The organism is Prevotella scopos JCM 17725 (assembly GCF_018127785.1).
GTDB lineage: Bacteria > Bacteroidota > Bacteroidia > Bacteroidales > Bacteroidaceae > Prevotella > Prevotella scopos.
Genome location: NZ_CP072389.1, coordinates 1,163,958 through 1,179,484 on the forward strand (window position 1 = coordinate 1,163,958; position 15,527 = coordinate 1,179,484).

General features: G+C 43.3%; 14 protein-coding genes. 1 reads left to right on the forward strand and 13 read right to left on the reverse strand.

The window, feature by feature from the left end; translation table 11 throughout:
* Positions 1-49: 49 nt before the first annotated feature.
* From J4856_RS04515 to J4856_RS04560, 11 genes are all read right to left on the reverse strand, one after another.
* On the reverse strand, positions 50-502 hold the full coding sequence (locus J4856_RS04515; RefSeq protein ID WP_008822864.1) for a hypothetical protein: 453 nt from the start codon (positions 500-502) through the stop codon (positions 50-52).
* Positions 503-761: 259 nt separating this feature from the next.
* Positions 762-986, reverse strand: coding sequence for a hypothetical protein (locus J4856_RS13150; RefSeq protein WP_234967185.1), 225 nt, complete (start codon positions 984-986; stop codon positions 762-764).
* Positions 931-1,350: a hypothetical protein gene (locus J4856_RS04520; RefSeq protein WP_025836971.1), complete on the reverse strand. Its 420-nt coding sequence runs from the start codon at positions 1,348-1,350 to the stop codon at positions 931-933. The genes J4856_RS13150 and J4856_RS04520 overlap by 56 nt, the downstream gene beginning before the upstream one ends.
* 25 nt (positions 1,351-1,375) lie before the next feature.
* Positions 1,376-2,251, reverse strand: a complete 876-nt coding sequence (locus J4856_RS04525; protein ID WP_008822862.1) for a hypothetical protein — start codon at positions 2,249-2,251, stop codon at positions 1,376-1,378.
* Entirely contained in the window at positions 2,244-3,116 is an 873-nt protein-coding gene (locus J4856_RS04530) for a hypothetical protein (RefSeq protein ID WP_025001302.1), read from the reverse strand. Before J4856_RS04530 ends, J4856_RS04525 begins: the two co-directional genes overlap by 8 nt.
* A gap of 278 nt (positions 3,117-3,394) precedes the next feature.
* Positions 3,395-4,093, reverse strand: a complete 699-nt coding sequence (locus J4856_RS04535; protein WP_008822860.1) for an HmuY family protein — start codon at positions 4,091-4,093, stop codon at positions 3,395-3,397.
* Positions 4,090-6,441: a TonB-dependent receptor gene (locus J4856_RS04540; RefSeq protein WP_008822859.1), complete on the reverse strand. Its 2,352-nt coding sequence runs from the start codon at positions 6,439-6,441 to the stop codon at positions 4,090-4,092. Before J4856_RS04540 ends, J4856_RS04535 begins: the two co-directional genes overlap by 4 nt.
* Positions 6,442-6,519: 78 nt before the next feature.
* Complete coding sequence (locus tag J4856_RS04545; protein WP_009228512.1) at positions 6,520-7,152, reverse strand: DUF4903 domain-containing protein; 633 nt, start codon at positions 7,150-7,152, stop codon at positions 6,520-6,522.
* Between the two features lie 9 nt (positions 7,153-7,161).
* Positions 7,162-7,632 carry a hypothetical protein gene (locus J4856_RS04550; RefSeq protein ID WP_008822857.1) on the reverse strand — a complete coding sequence of 157 codons (471 nt, stop codon included), beginning with the start codon at positions 7,630-7,632 and terminating at the stop codon, positions 7,162-7,164.
* Positions 7,633-7,647: 15 nt separating this feature from the next.
* Positions 7,648-9,042 (reverse strand): leucine-rich repeat domain-containing protein, encoded by a 1,395-nt coding sequence (locus J4856_RS04555; RefSeq protein ID WP_020967129.1) that lies wholly within the window; start codon positions 9,040-9,042, stop codon positions 7,648-7,650.
* Between the two features lie 100 nt (positions 9,043-9,142).
* Positions 9,143-11,644: an outer membrane beta-barrel protein gene (locus J4856_RS04560; protein WP_008822855.1), complete on the reverse strand. Its 2,502-nt coding sequence runs from the start codon at positions 11,642-11,644 to the stop codon at positions 9,143-9,145.
* Positions 11,645-12,047: 403 nt separating this feature from the next.
* Here J4856_RS04560 and J4856_RS04565 point away from each other — a divergent pair, with 403 nt between their 5' ends.
* A complete protein-coding gene (locus tag J4856_RS04565; RefSeq protein ID WP_025836982.1) occupies positions 12,048-13,649 on the forward strand; it encodes a helicase C-terminal domain-containing protein in 1,602 nt (533 codons plus the stop codon).
* A gap of 56 nt (positions 13,650-13,705) precedes the next feature.
* On the opposite strand, the gene J4856_RS04570 is transcribed toward J4856_RS04565, so the two are convergent.
* On the reverse strand, positions 13,706-14,611 hold the full coding sequence (locus J4856_RS04570; RefSeq protein ID WP_025836984.1) for a nucleotidyl transferase AbiEii/AbiGii toxin family protein: 906 nt from the start codon (positions 14,609-14,611) through the stop codon (positions 13,706-13,708).
* Positions 14,604-15,368: a type IV toxin-antitoxin system AbiEi family antitoxin domain-containing protein gene (locus tag J4856_RS04575; protein WP_025836986.1), complete on the reverse strand. Its 765-nt coding sequence runs from the start codon at positions 15,366-15,368 to the stop codon at positions 14,604-14,606. The genes J4856_RS04570 and J4856_RS04575 overlap by 8 nt, the downstream gene beginning before the upstream one ends.
* Between the last annotated feature and the right edge of the window lie 159 nt (positions 15,369-15,527).

A 15,527-nucleotide genomic window follows, 5' to 3' on the forward strand; every position in this document is an offset into this window, starting at 1 on the left:
TATTTCAATAACTCCCGATTTGGAGTATTACCCCACATTTATTATTTTTTTATTTTGACAATTCCCGATTTGGGGCATTACCATGACCATTAACAAACACAAAGTCTGTATAATCCCCTATAACTAACGTATCTTTTGAAATTTTCCGTATTTTGTAATCAACATATGGATAGAGCTTTTCCACAGGATGTGGAAGTTTCCAATAAATAAAAACTCGCATGCCATCAACATCAAACACTTTAGGGAATAAAATGTCCTGTTGGGAAGTAAATTCTTCATCTCCTTTCTTATTATAAGAATTGAATCTTAAGCCTTCTCTGGCAAATTTAAAAGAAGAACCAAAATTAACACCTATCCAATACTTTACACTGTCATCAGTTAATAATTGGATAATTTCTGAATTGCTAAGTTGCCCATTGCCAGATTCCATTGTTTTATGAATAGAATGGCAAGAGAACATAGTCATTATACCTATAATAAACAATATTTTATTTTGTTCCATACACTTACAAGATTATTTTGATGCAGGTACAATAACTTCTTGCAAATTAAATATAAAATTCACCATATTATTTTCAAAACTGAAAGTCGCAGTCCCTATAAACGCATCATTTAATCTATAAATATAATTATCAATTTGGGGCTTGGACAACTTTGGAATGGCTTTAGTAAGGCTATAATAAGCATAGGATGCCTGTGATTGCCTGTAGCTCTCTGGAACATTATTCCATGACTTATGGTTAGTTTGAGAAATAATAGCCTCAACTTCTCCAATTGTCCCTCCATGGGTTTGAGGATTGTATCTGTGTATAAGGAGGAAGCGAGGTATAGACAAAGGAACGACTGAGCACTACAAGGGTGTCGCCATGCGAAGCGATGTCCGTAAATTTCTCCTCATCCTCCAGTGACATATTCACCTCATGCCATTTGTTATGCACTCCATAGCGATAAAGCCCCGAAAGGTGAGACAGCAAATATCCTTCCATTATCAAGCCTTATGACATTTTTGATTTGACGATAGTCTGCACCTTCTGGCAACCCCTCATTGAAATCCTTGGAGTCGGTAAGCCAGATGCCACCATTGCCATAAAGCAACAGTTGGCGACAAGAATCCACATTCCTCATGGAATCTACCATTAAATCCTTGCCAATGTCAAGCGTGCCTCGTAGCAATCCACCATTCCAATTCCGAAACTCATAACGACTTGGCAGGTACTTCCTGCTCACGTTCACCTCCTTGATGAGTGAACGATGATTGAGCAGGATGCCTGACACGCAGAACATCAGCATGAAGAAGCTCAAGCCGATACCAAGCCATTTATGTTGTTTTCTCCAAGTTCCTTTCTTCATTGATTTCCTTATCTGATTATCTATCTTATTTCTTTTCTTTCTTCGCCCTTGCATCCTTGACAATCTTTCCTGCCAAGAAACAAAGTTCTATCACCATTACCACCCAATGCCAAGGATATTCGCTCGGATGTGCAATGAGCTTCCCGATGATGCCCGTGCGATTAAATGCCTCTACCGCTATCCAGAACACGATGACCGTTGCCGTACCCATTCTGATGTTTGCTCCCCACGATTGCAAGTGGAGTTGCTTGCGAAATACGTATGGGGCGGAAAGCAAGGCACCGAAGGCTACACCGAAGGTGACTGGACTCTCACGACCAAACAATTGAGGATCGTAGAGGTTCATCAGCAGGAGATAGCAAGTCCAGAGCATTGTGTTGATTTCCATGAAGGTAACAATGCTGGTGTGGCGTGTCATCGGGCGAGCGGCGATGAGTCGCTTGTTCTTCCCCAAGAAGAGCGTCTGCCACCAGTTGAGGAAGTTGCAGGCATTTCGGGAACAGAAGATGTAGAGCAACATCACCATTGCCCACAAGCCAAAGGTGGCAGGGAGCAGAAGATATTCAGGGCGGCTCAACACTTCTCCTGTCACTGGGTCAATCTCAGCATGTGTGCCCCAACGATGGGCATAATACATGAAGAGGAAATCCACCCAACCCGTCCAGTAGAACATGCCACCGATAAGTCCGAGCAAGGTTTGGCGAGTCTGTCCCTTGACGAAAACACCGACCACCACCATCACCAAGCCCACGAATCCCACAGCCATGCCAGCACCCAACAGTTGCGTGCCGTCGTAGTTGTCCTTCAATACTCGTGCCACCAAGTGAACCATGGGCATGCTTCCCAATATCACGCCCATCGACACGATGGATTTCCACCAATATAGTTTCTTGTTACTCATGGCTTTTCTTCTTGTGAGCTGCAAACATGATATAGACGAGCAATGCCACGAATGCCACGAGGATGCAAATCATCTGGGTAGTATACTTCTCCGGCTCAATCCAAATCTCCTTGAAAAAGTCAAGGCGACCAAGCACTTCCACAGGTACCCAGAACACGACAACCGTTGCGATTGCCATGCGGATGTTTGCACCCCATGAGGCAAGACGCAGTTGGCGACGCAATATAAAGAACGAGCCTATGAGGCACCCCACTCCTACGAGGAACGTAACGGGATGGTGGTCGCCGAGGAAACGCTTGTCGTAACAGAACATCAGCAACAGGTAAAGCCCCCAGAGCATCATATTGAGCTCCATAAAGGTTACGATGCTGGTGTGGCGTGTCATGTGCTGGGCGGCTATCACCTTACGCTTTGTGCGGAAAACGACTTTCTGAATCCATGTGATGAAGTCGCAACCGTTGCGGGTGCTGAACACATACATCGTCATCACCATCATCCATAATCCGAACGATGCGGGCATGATAAGGTATTCGGGCTTGGTTACTATCTCTCCGTTTTCAATCTCGGGCTGAACACCATAGCGACGGGCATAATAGAGAAAAAGAAACTCCACCCAGCCTGTCCAAAAAAGCAGTCCACCGATGAAACCCCACAATGTCTGCCGAGTATCTCCCTTTACGAACACGCCGATAATGACAAGGATTAAACCTACAAAGCCCATCATAAAACCAGCGATGTGCATGGCTCCCTCGCCCATGAATTTTTCCATGAGTATCATCAGTGCGTGTCCCAATGGCATGGCGAAGAGAACTAACAGAAAGGCTATAAGAGTTTGCCTTGGATAGTATTTTTGTTTATTTTTCATTCTTTTCTTTCGTTTTAGTCAATCTGTTATTTGCCAACAGATAAGAAGATAGTGCAAAAAGCTCATTAGCTTTTCTCAGATTGGTAATTAGCTTTTTCAAAATTGGTCGTGAGCTTTTTGAAGGATGTTCATTAGCTATTTTTCTGTTGCCTATTGACTTTCTCGGGATTGCTCATTAACTCCTGTCTGATTGATAATGCACTTTTTGAAGTTTCATAATGCACTTTTTTGAGTTTCATAATGCACTTTTCGTTGATTGGTAATACACTTCCTAAAACCTACCGGAGTTCATCACAATAATAGCTCATCTGTCCGCCCGTGTCGCCTATTTCGACATCGGCTTTGTACCAACTGATGATCTGTAATTTGAAATATCGCTCTCCGTCGGCAGTGCGTACCACGTATGTATGGAACGAGGGTGCATATACAGGTGGCGGACCTGTGAAGGTCATCGCTTTTGCCAATATGGGGTTAGCATCTGTCTGTGTCGATGCAGGACCGCGATTGGGATCGAACCAAGGATTCTGTTCAAAGTCGAGTTTATTGGCGATGAGATACTTGTTCCAGTCGTTTTGCGACATGGTGATATATACCGAATGGTCATCCACCACCCATTGTAAATTGGTTGGCAATTGCGCCACCGTTTTCCAAGTGTCGTAACTGCCGTATCCTAAGTCGGCGGCTCCGCCTTTTCCATTACCCGATGTTCCGCTATTCGTTCGCATACGGTAGCCGCAAAAGGCAATGTCCCAGTCGGTACGTTCCCGCTGTTCGCCCTCTTTAATGTCGCCATTGGGCTTGTCAAGGTTGAATATTTTTCCTGTGCGCAAATTGATGTACAGCCAATCGTTGGTAATGCCAGTGGTGTATCCCGTAACTCTTGGCAGCGTTTTGCCCGTAAACTCCTCCGCATCGTAACTCACGCACGAGGACAATGCTGTCGTTAAAGCGAAAAGTATGAATATGTATTTTCTCATTTCTTTCTTTTTAATGATTTTACAATGTCATCAACAAGAAACTCCACTTGCACATATCCCTTTGCACCGCTGGTGGCAGGAACATTGAACATAGTGATGCCCGACCCCAAGGTGTGGGGCACATAGTTGAAGATGTTATCTACTCCGAGCGTAACTTTCACTTTGTTGTAGAATGTCTGCACCACTGCCAAGTTACAGAGTGCATAGGTAGGCAGCGTGCAGCGGAAATAGGCATCGTAGCTCTTATGATGTTCTTCCACCCACACACGATCTTGCACATCAAAGTTTTTCTCGCCCATGAGCGATGCACTGAAGATGGTTTTCAAGCGGTAGTTAGGCTTGTTATATACATAGTCGATGCTTGCCGTGGCAGCATGTGGCGACGTGGTATTCACTTGTATGCCATCCTGCTTGCTCACGTTTACATAGCTGTAAGTTCCGTTCAGGGTAAAGTGGTCGAGGAAATGCCACTTCAGGATAGCCTCGATTCCGTACAGACGCTGACTGCTGAGATTGGTGTATTCGAAGTTGTACTGCATATCGTAAATATGCCATACGCCCTCTATCTTGTTACGGAACTTATTAATGTAAGCATTTACATTCATGAAGAAACCATTATGGGTGTATTCTGCTCCCAAAGAGAAATAATGGTTCTTCTCTGGCTTCAGGTCTTCGCTACCCCTTATCTGGAACATTCCGAGATGATCCCAGTTGAAGAACAGTTCCTTGATGCTGGGCGCACGATAGCCCATGGAGTAGTTGGCACGTATTGCCCAATGCTCATCAGGCGAATATTTAACTGCAATCTTTGGCATATACATAAATCCGAACGCCTTCGAGAAGTTAGTGCGCACGCCTGTCGACAGCATCCAATGCTTGTTTGCCGTCCATTCATCTTGCAGGAAGTATTCCGTCTCGTGCAGTGCCCGAGTGGTCATCTTACGGTTTACAAATCGGTCGCTGGTGAGTTCATCCGAAGTATGTTCCACTCCAAGTATGATGCTGTGTCCGCTAAAGTAGGTACTTGTCAGTGTGAGACGTGGCTCGAATATTTTACTCTTGTACACCTTCTTGCGTTCATCGATACGCTCGTGCCGTTTGAAACGGTCGTAGAAATCGTTGTGTATGCTAAGGTTTACGGTAAACCAGTCTTTTACATTATATTTCGCCTTAACGCCTGCCATGAAGTCGCGACTCTGCGAGAAGGTCATGTCTTGTATCAGGTCGTATGAGTTCATGAAGAACATCGAACCATACACCTGTACCGACAGGTTTCTGTTAGGCTCGTAATAGAACTTCTGCGCTGCCGAGATATGCTCCGTTCCCTCAATACCCATTGGTGAACGGACGGCAGTGCCGTTTAGCGTGATGTCGTGAGGGAGGAATGGGTTAGCCTCCTTTGTGTAGGTCTTGCTGTCGTTCTCCGCCTGATACAGATAAAAGGCATCGCTCTCACTATACCATACGTCGGTTTGTGAGGTGAAAGCCTTGTGCTTCACTCCTGCCGAAAGCCATGCTTGCAGGTTAGGGCGGTCGCTGTTCTTCTCAAACATATATAGAAAATCTTTTGGAGACGGTGTCTTGTAGTTGCGCTCGTTCATCTGTGCCCAGCGCATACCTGCCTGAATATCCAATGGTTTGGTCGCTTTTTTAGAAATAAGATTGATGACCGCACCCGAAGCACGACTGCCATACAGAGTACTGCTGGCACCCTTTACAATCTCCACACGGTCGATGGCGTGCAGATTAAAGCGTTCGTAGTCGAGGTTGCCTGCCATATCGCCCGTCATTCGTTCACCGTCTTGCAGAAAGAGAACGTGGCGCGCGTCGAGTCCCTGCATCGAGATTTCGTTGCCGAAACCCACTTTCTGAATGTTGAGTCCTGGTGTCTCTTGTTGCAGGGCATGTTGTAGGTCGCTGTACCCTGCATCAACGAGTGCCTTTCCGCCCAATACCTGTGTGGTAATGGGCGAAAGTTTTACGGGGCGCTCTGTTCGTGAACCTGTTACAACGACATCGTTCAGGTGCAGCACGTCTTCGCGCATAACAATCTTTATGTTGTTTTCCTGTGGCGGCACACTTCCTTTTACGGGGACGAAGCCCGTTGCATGGACATTATAGTATAGTTCCTTTCCCTTTTCTATACTTAATATCACCTTGCCTTCAATGTCGGTAATGGTATTCTTAACATCCAACATCTCTTTGCTCGTGGCATATTGCACAGTAGCCCCTACCAAAGGTTGCTGCGTATCTTTCTCAAGTATGGTTATCCTTACCCTGCGCTGTGCCTGTGCGCTTATCGCCAAAAGCAGGCAAAGGAGTAAGAATAAGAATCCTTTCTTCTGCATCGTTTCTTTTTATTATTGAAAAAGGAAGTGAAAGCACTCACAGCCCCTCACTTCCTTTATTGTCATATTTGTAACGTATTACAATCCGTGTTCCTTCTTATAGGCTGCCAAGTCCTTCTCGTATTGGGCAAACTCGGCTTCGTAATTGTTGATACGGTTCTTGTCGATGGTCTGCAAGAAACACTCGGAACGTACGTTCATCATGTTGTAATCAACTATGAATGTAATCTGGTTTGTTTTCACATTCAGATAGCCTTCTACACCTGCGCCACTTCCTTGCTGTACTCCGGAATCATCTTTAGGATTTCCCGTAACGCTACCGTCCTTACCCTTAAACTTTATCCAGCCATCCCCTTTATATTCGTCTTTTTCCCAAGAGTTGAGTTGCATAAACTTACATTTGCATGAGAAATACACAATCAATGGCATCTTGCCTACGGTAAAGCCATCGAGCGTCAGACGAAGACTGTCCTTCTCCCAATTGAAATTAAATTTAGTAGGACATCCTTGGGGCAGGAGGGTCTTATCGACCGTGTTCATTGTCGCTTTTGTGGAAAGGACAATATCTCCTGACAAAATATCCTTTGCCTCTTTTAGGTATTCCTGAGCGGGGGCTTTTTGTTCCAAATTGTCATCACTGTTACAGGAAGATAAACCCAATGAGAACACTGCCAAGAGGCAAAGGATACATTTTACTGTTATGAATCGCATGTCGCCTTGTTATGGTTGTAGCGTACCGTCAAAAGTAACAGAAGCAGGGAAGACAGGAACAAATTGCCAACCTGCGTATGTGTCAAGAACGAAATGGAGTTCATTATTTACAAGAGAGCCTGTAAAACTGGATAATTTAATTTTAATGGGTAATCCACCATCCAACAACATCAATTTACCGGCATAACCGCCTATGGGGGTCGTTGCTGTAACAACTCCGTTGTTGATAGAAACTTTAAGTTCTACTTTGATTGTTCCTGGCATCTTGCCAATAGGTCCCACTGTACCTCTCAAATCATACAGGTTACCACCAGTGCTTGTCAATGTAAAGCTCTGATTTGTAGCATCATTGTATGATTTCCCATTCATAGTAATGTTACTCAACGTACCATTGTAAGTACCTGTCTGCGCATTAGAATTTACTGCAAATCCTAAAATGCTGATTACCGTCAATACGGTAGAAATAAATAAATGTTTCATCTTTTTTATGTTTTGTTAATTATTAATTAGTGATGACCATTCAACTCCATCTATGTAGCCACCACCACTGGTCAAGACCTTGAGATACTTCTTGATAAAGTCTTTTGTTTCCTGTCTGTCAAACACGTCTTGCGTACACGCAAAAGAGGTTTTTTTATCGTAGGTATGAAATTCCGTCAATTCCGGATAGGTAACACGACAATTCGCAGATAAACCACCAAGTTCCAAATTGGATATCATCTTAAATTTGGACAAATCTACCTGTTCTAAACTCTTCATATTCGCAAATGTTATCATATAAGATCGCAATCCGCTTTTTTCCGGTAAAGCTATCTTTTTCAAATCCGGGCATTCTACAAAAACAAGTGAGGAACCACCGGGACCATCCTGTTCCTGCTCAATCGCTCTCTGACCAAACAGGGTACTATGGCTTAAATCTATTTCGCTAATACCGCTAACCTTTACCCATAGGAGACCTGTCATGTTTGTAGCATCCTCAAGATTGATGCCTTCAGAGGCATCCACGTCTGTCAATGACAAGGTCATGAGACCGCTACAGGGTCTCAGGTATGGGAGTTTCGCTTTGTTTGTCAGGTTTACAGTAAGAAGTTTGCCGTCCCAATAAGGATTGTTCACAATATATTGTACCCCTTCCAGTGTTTCAGCAGTGGCTACTCCATACCACTTATTAAATACACAGGCATTCGACCTATCTTTGTTGCTTAACCGCTTGCTGATGTCAATATGAATACCGTCTTCATCAAAGATGCTGGAAAAATATTTTTTGAAATTAGCCCTTATATTCTCATCAGGTATCTCGCGAATGGTATTGTATTTCTGCAAGTCGCCTTTTGCTGTTTCCATCTTCACGTCTATACTTCCAGACTCAATCTCTGCCTTCTTCTCTCGATAGAAACGCACAAGGTCTTTGATGTTGAACTTTGCTGTCTGTGGCAAGTACAATTTTGTGATTTTGTGCAACTGTGTTACGGTTTCATCACCATTCTCTTCCGTCTTTACATTCACCAGTCCTTCAAAGTCATAAATGTCGTTGCCCGTCAAATCTACACCGGTAATTTGTGCTGGCAGCTGAGCGAAGTCGAAAACAGGTCCATACCCGTTATTGGAGAGTTTTACATCTTTTAGGTTTGGAAGAATATCAAGACCGCTGAGATCCTTCAGGTTTGTACCGCTAAGGTCAAGCGATGTGGTATTGTTGGCCAAATCGTTGAGTTCCAACTTACCGTCTTTGTCGAACTGATAACCTTTCGATTTCAACACAGTCATCAATTCTGTATTTTTAAGGGAGTTTGTGCTGTAATGAACTGTATTATCATCACTGCTACATGAGGCAAGTCCCATCACAAGGAATACCAATACTGGTAATGTTAAATTCTTTACTATTTTCATTTTCGATAATAAATTAATTGTTTTGAGTTGCAAAGGTAGGAGCCTTGTTTGGATTTCACAATACCTATTTCTTATGATTTTATTTTTATTTTTGCAATCCTTATTTATTAGGATTTTGCTGTTTGTGAGAATTTTTATCTGTTTTACTTTTGGTAAGGCTAAAACGGTATCGCAGCGATACGAGGGCATAACTATGTATCTGCGGTCGGAAACTCTCGTGATACCCGTAACCTGAAACGGAACGGTTGAGGTCCCTTCGCCTATTCAGAATGTCGTTCCATTTGAATGAGAGCGTGGCTTGTTTCTTCCTGAGAAAACGCCACGATGCTCCCACGTTCAATAGCCACTGGTCATCATCTGTGGTTGAATAGGTTCCTCGGCGCAGATGACAATTTGCATCGCCCCATATTTCAATGTCGTGGGGAAGTTCTACTGTGCCGCTGATGCCACAGTCGTAGTCAATGGTATTTACATGGGTGTTTGTCAGTAAGTTGTTGGAACGGTAGAGTTGCCAACTGGCGTGTAGGTCAATATTCCCCCATTTCGGCTGGTAGTTCAATCGTAGGCTAACCTCATTACCCGTTGTATGTGTCTTGCTCTTCAAAGCATTACCGTACGTTTGTTCGTGAAAGAGATAGACGTGGTTTTTAAAAGAAGTTCTCATAGTACCAGAGAGCATCAGACGCTTCACTTGTTTCTGCCATTGCAGCATCCCGTCCACAGAATAATTTCCGTTGATATTGACAGTTCTGTATGTCCGTGCGCCAGTATTTGAGTCATACGTTACTTCCTCTGCAAAATCATTGAACGAGTTGTGGTAATTGCCCATAAAGGTAATACCATATTTTCTCTCATTTAATCTGATGGACAGTTGTTGTTGATAGGCTGGCTTCAACTGCGGATTGCCTATCTTCACGGACAGCGGGTTGCTCTTGTCATCAAGTGTCAGCAAAGCCTGTATGGAAGGCTGTTGTGTGTTTCCGTTATAACGCAGTTCAACTTCTATTTTTCCGTTGTTCCACTTTGCGCCGAACTTGGGCTTGTATTCCGTAGCCTTGACTGTATAGTCCACTGTTTCCGAATTGTGTTGCCGGCAGATATTCCTGCGTTGCCATTCTACATCAATGCCACTGTTTATCTTCCATTGCTTACCCTTATAATCCATTCTCAGGGTGAGTTCCTGCCCACATATAGATAGTGTGTTCTCATAACTTAGGCTATCTATGTATGGTCTATTCGGTATAGTATAGTCGTAAGTGTTGCTTGTGTTTCTATCCTCTTCGTGATGCAGTCCGTACCCTGTCTGCAATTTCAACTGTTTGCCAAAAGGATGGGTATATTGCAATGATATTCTGCTTTCGTTGCGCAGGGTGGGCAGTTGTTGGCAAAGATTGCGCAACAGTAGTGAATCTCCGCCCACAGCGTTGCGCAGGTGGTGGAATTTCGTCAGTGAAAGGCTGGTATTATTAGTTTCATTCGAGTTACCGCCAAGTGTCGCCTTCACGGTAAATGATGCCCCAGCCTTGCCAATCCGCCGTGTGAGGTCGGCAGATACATGGTAATTCTTTCCATTGCTTTTTGTGTTATTTCGCAGCGTTCCCGAGGTCAGCGTGTCCGCAGCCGTATTGCGCTCATATAGGTATGTTGTGTTGTCAGTCAGGTTGTCTGACCGTCCGAAGTTTCCATTTGCACTTATATTCAGCAAAGTCTTTTTGTCTATGTTATACTGCAGATTTATGTTTGCGGCATTACTGTGATTCTTGCTCAAGGAAAGCAGCATTGATTCCCGATATTTTGTTCCCGATGAAAGATATTGCTCATCATAGTCATGATTCTCGCTTCCATTGTGGAAGGCATTGAGTGAGAGGCTTGCATTGAGCGTAATTTTCTTACCAAATTTCTTCACGATATTGCCCGACAATATGTTTTGGAAATTGTTTCCCCCAATGTTCATATTACTAAGATTGTCAGAGCGCAAAGTCAGCGAGGTGTTTTCGCCATCGGCATTGAATAGATTGCCCTGTACCTCATCCCTGCGTCTGTCGCGATTGCCGTGTTCAGCCGTTAGTGTTCCTGTCAGGCTGCCATTGTAGGTAGATTTGGTCTTGATGTCCAGCACATAATTGTCGGCACCATCATCTACTCCCGTCATTTTCTCCAATGCGCTGAGCATGTCATACAGTTTCAGTAGTTCCACTGCATCGGTTGGCATATTCTCCAACGCTGCGATAATGTCGTTGCCCATAAAGGTCTCGCCATTGATGTTTACGCCGTTCAATGGCTTTCCTTTGAATGATAGTTGCCTGTTCGCCTTGTCGTATTCCATGCCCGGAATATTCCTGATTAAGTCTTCCAAGTTAGCACCTTTCCTTACTCGAAGGCAATCAGTATTGATAAACGTGGTGTCTTTTCTTATGGAAAACAATTTCCGCTGTCCAATAACTTGAACTTCATCGAGTTCTATCGTTTTATGTAATGAAGAAACATGTTTTCGAGTAGGGTATATAGTATCACCCACAACTAAATTCAAAATAGTAGCATTAGCAGTGGGAAACAGCAGAAGTAGAATGATGAAGATTAAAAGAATTCTTTTGATTATCATTTTGCAAAATTACCATTGTTCATAGATATATGCAATACCTTAAAATGGCGATTTTATAGAATTAGAAATGTCTAAGGTTGATTTTCATTGAAAAAACAACGTAAATACTTTGCTTATATGAATTATATCGCTATCTTTGCAACATCAAACAGAGAGTTCTTTGAGACTTTGCAGAATAAAGAAAGGGAAAGAAACTCGCTCGTTTCTTAGTCGTTCACCTTATCAGATTATATATTCTGCTTTTTATTAGTAATCAGTCGATTACATTCACCCCCATTACTTTTATGCGGAGATTTGCGATTTTCGTACCGCCAAAGACATCGGTATCGACAGACCAGAGAAGAATGAGATACTACACAATATACCGCCAACACCCGAGCAGGAGGTTTTTATCGGCAAGCTGATGGAGTTTGCTAAGAGTGGCGATGCCACAATCTTGGGACGAGCACCTCTGAGTGAGAGCGAGGAAAGGGCAAAGATGCTGATTGCAACAGACTACGCGAGGAAGATGAGCCTTGATTTACGCATGATTGATGAAAAAGGGTACTCAGACCATATAGACAACAAGGCAAGCCATTGTGCCAAGATGCTCAATGACTATTACCAAAAGTTCGACGCACAGAAAGGTACGCAGTTCGTTTTCTCTGATTTAGGTACTTATAAGCCCGGTGGAGACTTTAATGTCTATTCGGAAATTAAGCGTAAGCTGGTAGAAGACTATCACATCCCGTCCTACGAGATACGCTTCATTCAGGAGTGCAAGAACGAGAAGGCAAAGAAGGCGATGGTAGATGCCATGAACCGTGGTGACATTCGCATTATCTTCGGTTCTACCTCTATGTTGGGTACTGGGGTGAATGCTCAACAACGTGCCGTTGCGGTCCATCATTTGGACACGCCTTGGCGACCTTCGGACTTAGAGCAGCGTAACGGACGAGCTGTGCGCAAGGGAAACCTTATCGCCAAGGAGTTTGCGGACAACAAGGTTGATGTGATTATCTATGCCGTAGAGCGGTCACTGGACAGCTACAAGTTCAATCTGCTGCATAACAAGCAATTGTTTATCAATCAGTTGAAGACCAATACGCTTGGTAGTCGTACCATTGATGAGGGTTCGATGGACGAGGACAGCGGCATGAACTTTTCAGAGTACGTGGCCGTTCTTTCAGGTAATACCGACCTTTTGGAAAAAGCAAGATTGAATAAGAAGATTACCACCTTGGAATCAGAGCGCAAGAACTTCCTTCGTGAGCGTGATGCCGCAACGGGCAAGTTGGCAGAGATTGACAGTTCCGTGTCCTTTCATACAGACAAAATAAAGGAGGCACAGTCAGACCTGGCTCTATTTGAGCAGCGTGTAGAACGTGATACGGAGGGACTGCCCGTCAATAAACTGACAATCAAAGGTGTGGAAGACAGCACTGACATCAAGATCATTGCTGCACGTCTGCAGGAGATAGACGAGAAGGCACGCACCAAAGGAGAGTACAACAAAATCGGTGAGATATACGGTTTTTCCATTATGGTCAAGACAGAGAGCACTTCCAAGGACTTATTCGACTGTTCAGTGAATCGCTTCTTTGTGAAAGGACAGGAGAGTATTTACTATACCTATAATAACGGTAAGTTGGCAACTGACCCGAAACTTGCCTGCCAAAACTTCGTTAACGCCTTGGAGCGTATTCCAAAGGTGATAGAGTCGCATGAGAAGGAAATGGAGAAGGTAACAGCCAATAAGGATGTTTACATTACTATTGCAAACAGCTCGTGGAAGAAAGAGGACGAGCTTCGCTCACTTAAAAGTGAAGCTGCGGAGCTGGACAGAAAGATTGCACTTACACTTGCTCCACCTGATGAGGAAAAAGATGAAACGGAAGAAAAGGAGCAAGAAGAGAATTTACCCAACAATAATTATTCTGTCGAGATGAAAAATGAGAATAATCCTATCCAAGATAAAGAAGAGAATAGCCGTTTGCAGAGTTTCAGACCCAAATGGAGGCACTAAACATATGCCGAGGGGTTAAAAGTCAGACATCCGTATTGAATGTCTGACTTTTATCACTATATCAGCAAATAACCTTTTAGCTTATCTATTCCCTCTTTGTGCTTATCGGGAGTCTGCTTCTTGAGTTTACCTATATTCAGTAATTTCCATTGTACAGATGGATATAGGCTTAAATCACCTGCACAACATTTATTCCACAGTGGTGTTCCATCCTCAAAGGAAACGAGGAAATCCTTGTCTGTATTTGTAAGGCAGTCATTTACCTTTTTAATAATGGATTCACGAGCCTGCTCATAGTCTGTATAGGTAAATGGAATATCTGACATTCCCTTGAATTGGTTTTCAAGTGCCTCCTCTTGGTTTATGCTATTAGGAGACAGAGATTCTACGATAGGCTTGTCGCTTCCCAATAAGCATAAGATAAGCCCGTCTTTTACACTTTCAAGCGTTTGGTCTTTCATGTATTTGCAGTCAAACATGTCACGTGGGTGCTGGCGGCTGAGGGCAGCTGTAATCTTCCCCCCATAAAGTTGAGAATAAGGAACTATACGTGCCTTACAGCTGGCTTGAAACTCTTCCTTCGCTTTCGGACAGAGTTCCATAATTTCAACCTCTCCAAGTATGCCCCGTTTTGTACCATTTACCTCTATTTTCACCGTAGCGCCATCATGTGTGCACAGCAATTTCCATACTTCGGATTTATGTTCCACATGTATTCCGGGAATGGCACGTTCTATACTTGTTTTCAGTTTTCCGAGATGTTGATTTATCTTTTCCAAACTCGCCGTGCGTGGCTCTATCGGAATATAGGTAAGGTCAATATCAACCGAGTAACGCGGCATATTCTGGTGGAACAGGTTAATAGCCGTACCTCCATGAACAGCAAAGTCCGTTATCTTGTAAACCAAAGGCAGAATGCGTAGTAACAATGCCACCTGTTTTTTATATTGTTGATCATTCATAATCGTTTAATTCTTTTGGTATAATCATCTTATATTTGCTGATATATATACCAGATTTGACGAGTTGGAGTTTATGTGTCCCCAAATCTATTTTTGTAAGGTCTAAATCTTCATACCAATAATGCCCCGCTTTCTCAGCCATATATAGAAACAGCCTCTTCATTTTGTAATGTTTTGTGGTTTCCAATAACGATTGGACGACATTCGGACGCAGAGTGGTCAACTGTTCCATTATATAAAATAGATCCATATAGTTATATTGGCGTGGAGTTAACAACAGACATTCCATAAAGGCCTGCTCAGGGGAGGATATAAGCAGCCTCCAGTCCAAGTATGTTAAAGTTGTTATCTGTGCACTGGTAAACACCTCTGTCTTGAAAAACTTAAATTCACGGTCGAAAACGTCATGCTTCATCCATTGTGGCATTTTATCACTTGCCGTTGATACCATTAACAGGGGTTTGCCCATAGGAACATAATGGTTGAAACCCCAAAGCTCCAAAGCAGAATGCGCTGCAACACGAAAACTCTTTCCTACTTGTTCGTTAAAGGACTGCAAAGCACCAAAAGCGGACAGCGTGTCGCCTGTGCGGTACATGACTCCCTTACATAGAGAGGATAACCAACCGGAAGAACGATATCTGCTCAACAACTGCCTGGAATAGCCATGCTCTACGAGCCATGTCGCAAACAGCAATCCGTTCTTTTGCCCGGATTGAAGCATTTGGTTTATTTTTTTTCCTTTTAGTATACTCATAGTTTACTTGCTGTAATTAAAACCAACCGCAAAGGTACAAAAGACTTTACTAATTACAGTCGATTGGTTGAATTATTTTCCCGAAAGTAAACTAATAGTTGACTTGCAGGATAATATTTCAACCATAGTGAAAAAAAAGAATGAAATAAAAAATGAGCA

Excerpts from the sequence above, each read along its gene's own strand:
- J4856_RS04560 (WP_008822855.1), bottom strand. The coding sequence starts at position 11,644 with ATGATAATCAAAAGAATTCTTTTAATCTTCATCATTCTACTTCTGCTG.
- J4856_RS04565 (WP_025836982.1), top strand. The coding sequence starts at position 12,048 with ATGGAGTTTGCTAAGAGTGGCGATGCCACAATCTTGGGACGAGCACCT.
- J4856_RS04525 (WP_008822862.1), bottom strand. The coding sequence starts at position 2,251 with ATGAGTAACAAGAAACTATATTGGTGGAAATCCATCGTGTCGATGGGC.
- J4856_RS04550 (WP_008822857.1), bottom strand. The coding sequence starts at position 7,632 with ATGAAACATTTATTTATTTCTACCGTATTGACGGTAATCAGCATTTTA.
- J4856_RS04540 (WP_008822859.1), bottom strand. The coding sequence starts at position 6,441 with ATGCAGAAGAAAGGATTCTTATTCTTACTCCTTTGCCTGCTTTTGGCG.
- J4856_RS04520 (WP_025836971.1), bottom strand. The coding sequence starts at position 1,350 with ATGAAGAAAGGAACTTGGAGAAAACAACATAAATGGCTTGGTATCGGC.
- J4856_RS04545 (WP_009228512.1), bottom strand. The coding sequence starts at position 7,152 with ATGCGATTCATAACAGTAAAATGTATCCTTTGCCTCTTGGCAGTGTTC.
- J4856_RS04570 (WP_025836984.1), bottom strand. The coding sequence starts at position 14,611 with ATGAATGATCAACAATATAAAAAACAGGTGGCATTGTTACTACGCATT.
- J4856_RS04515 (WP_008822864.1), bottom strand. The coding sequence starts at position 502 with ATGGAACAAAATAAAATATTGTTTATTATAGGTATAATGACTATGTTC.
- J4856_RS04535 (WP_008822860.1), bottom strand. The coding sequence starts at position 4,093 with ATGAGAAAATACATATTCATACTTTTCGCTTTAACGACAGCATTGTCC.
- J4856_RS13150 (WP_234967185.1), bottom strand. The coding sequence starts at position 986 with ATGGAAGGATATTTGCTGTCTCACCTTTCGGGGCTTTATCGCTATGGA.
- J4856_RS04575 (WP_025836986.1), bottom strand. The coding sequence starts at position 15,368 with ATGAGTATACTAAAAGGAAAAAAAATAAACCAAATGCTTCAATCCGGG.
- J4856_RS04530 (WP_025001302.1), bottom strand. The coding sequence starts at position 3,116 with ATGAAAAATAAACAAAAATACTATCCAAGGCAAACTCTTATAGCCTTT.
- J4856_RS04555 (WP_020967129.1), bottom strand. The coding sequence starts at position 9,042 with ATGAAAATAGTAAAGAATTTAACATTACCAGTATTGGTATTCCTTGTG.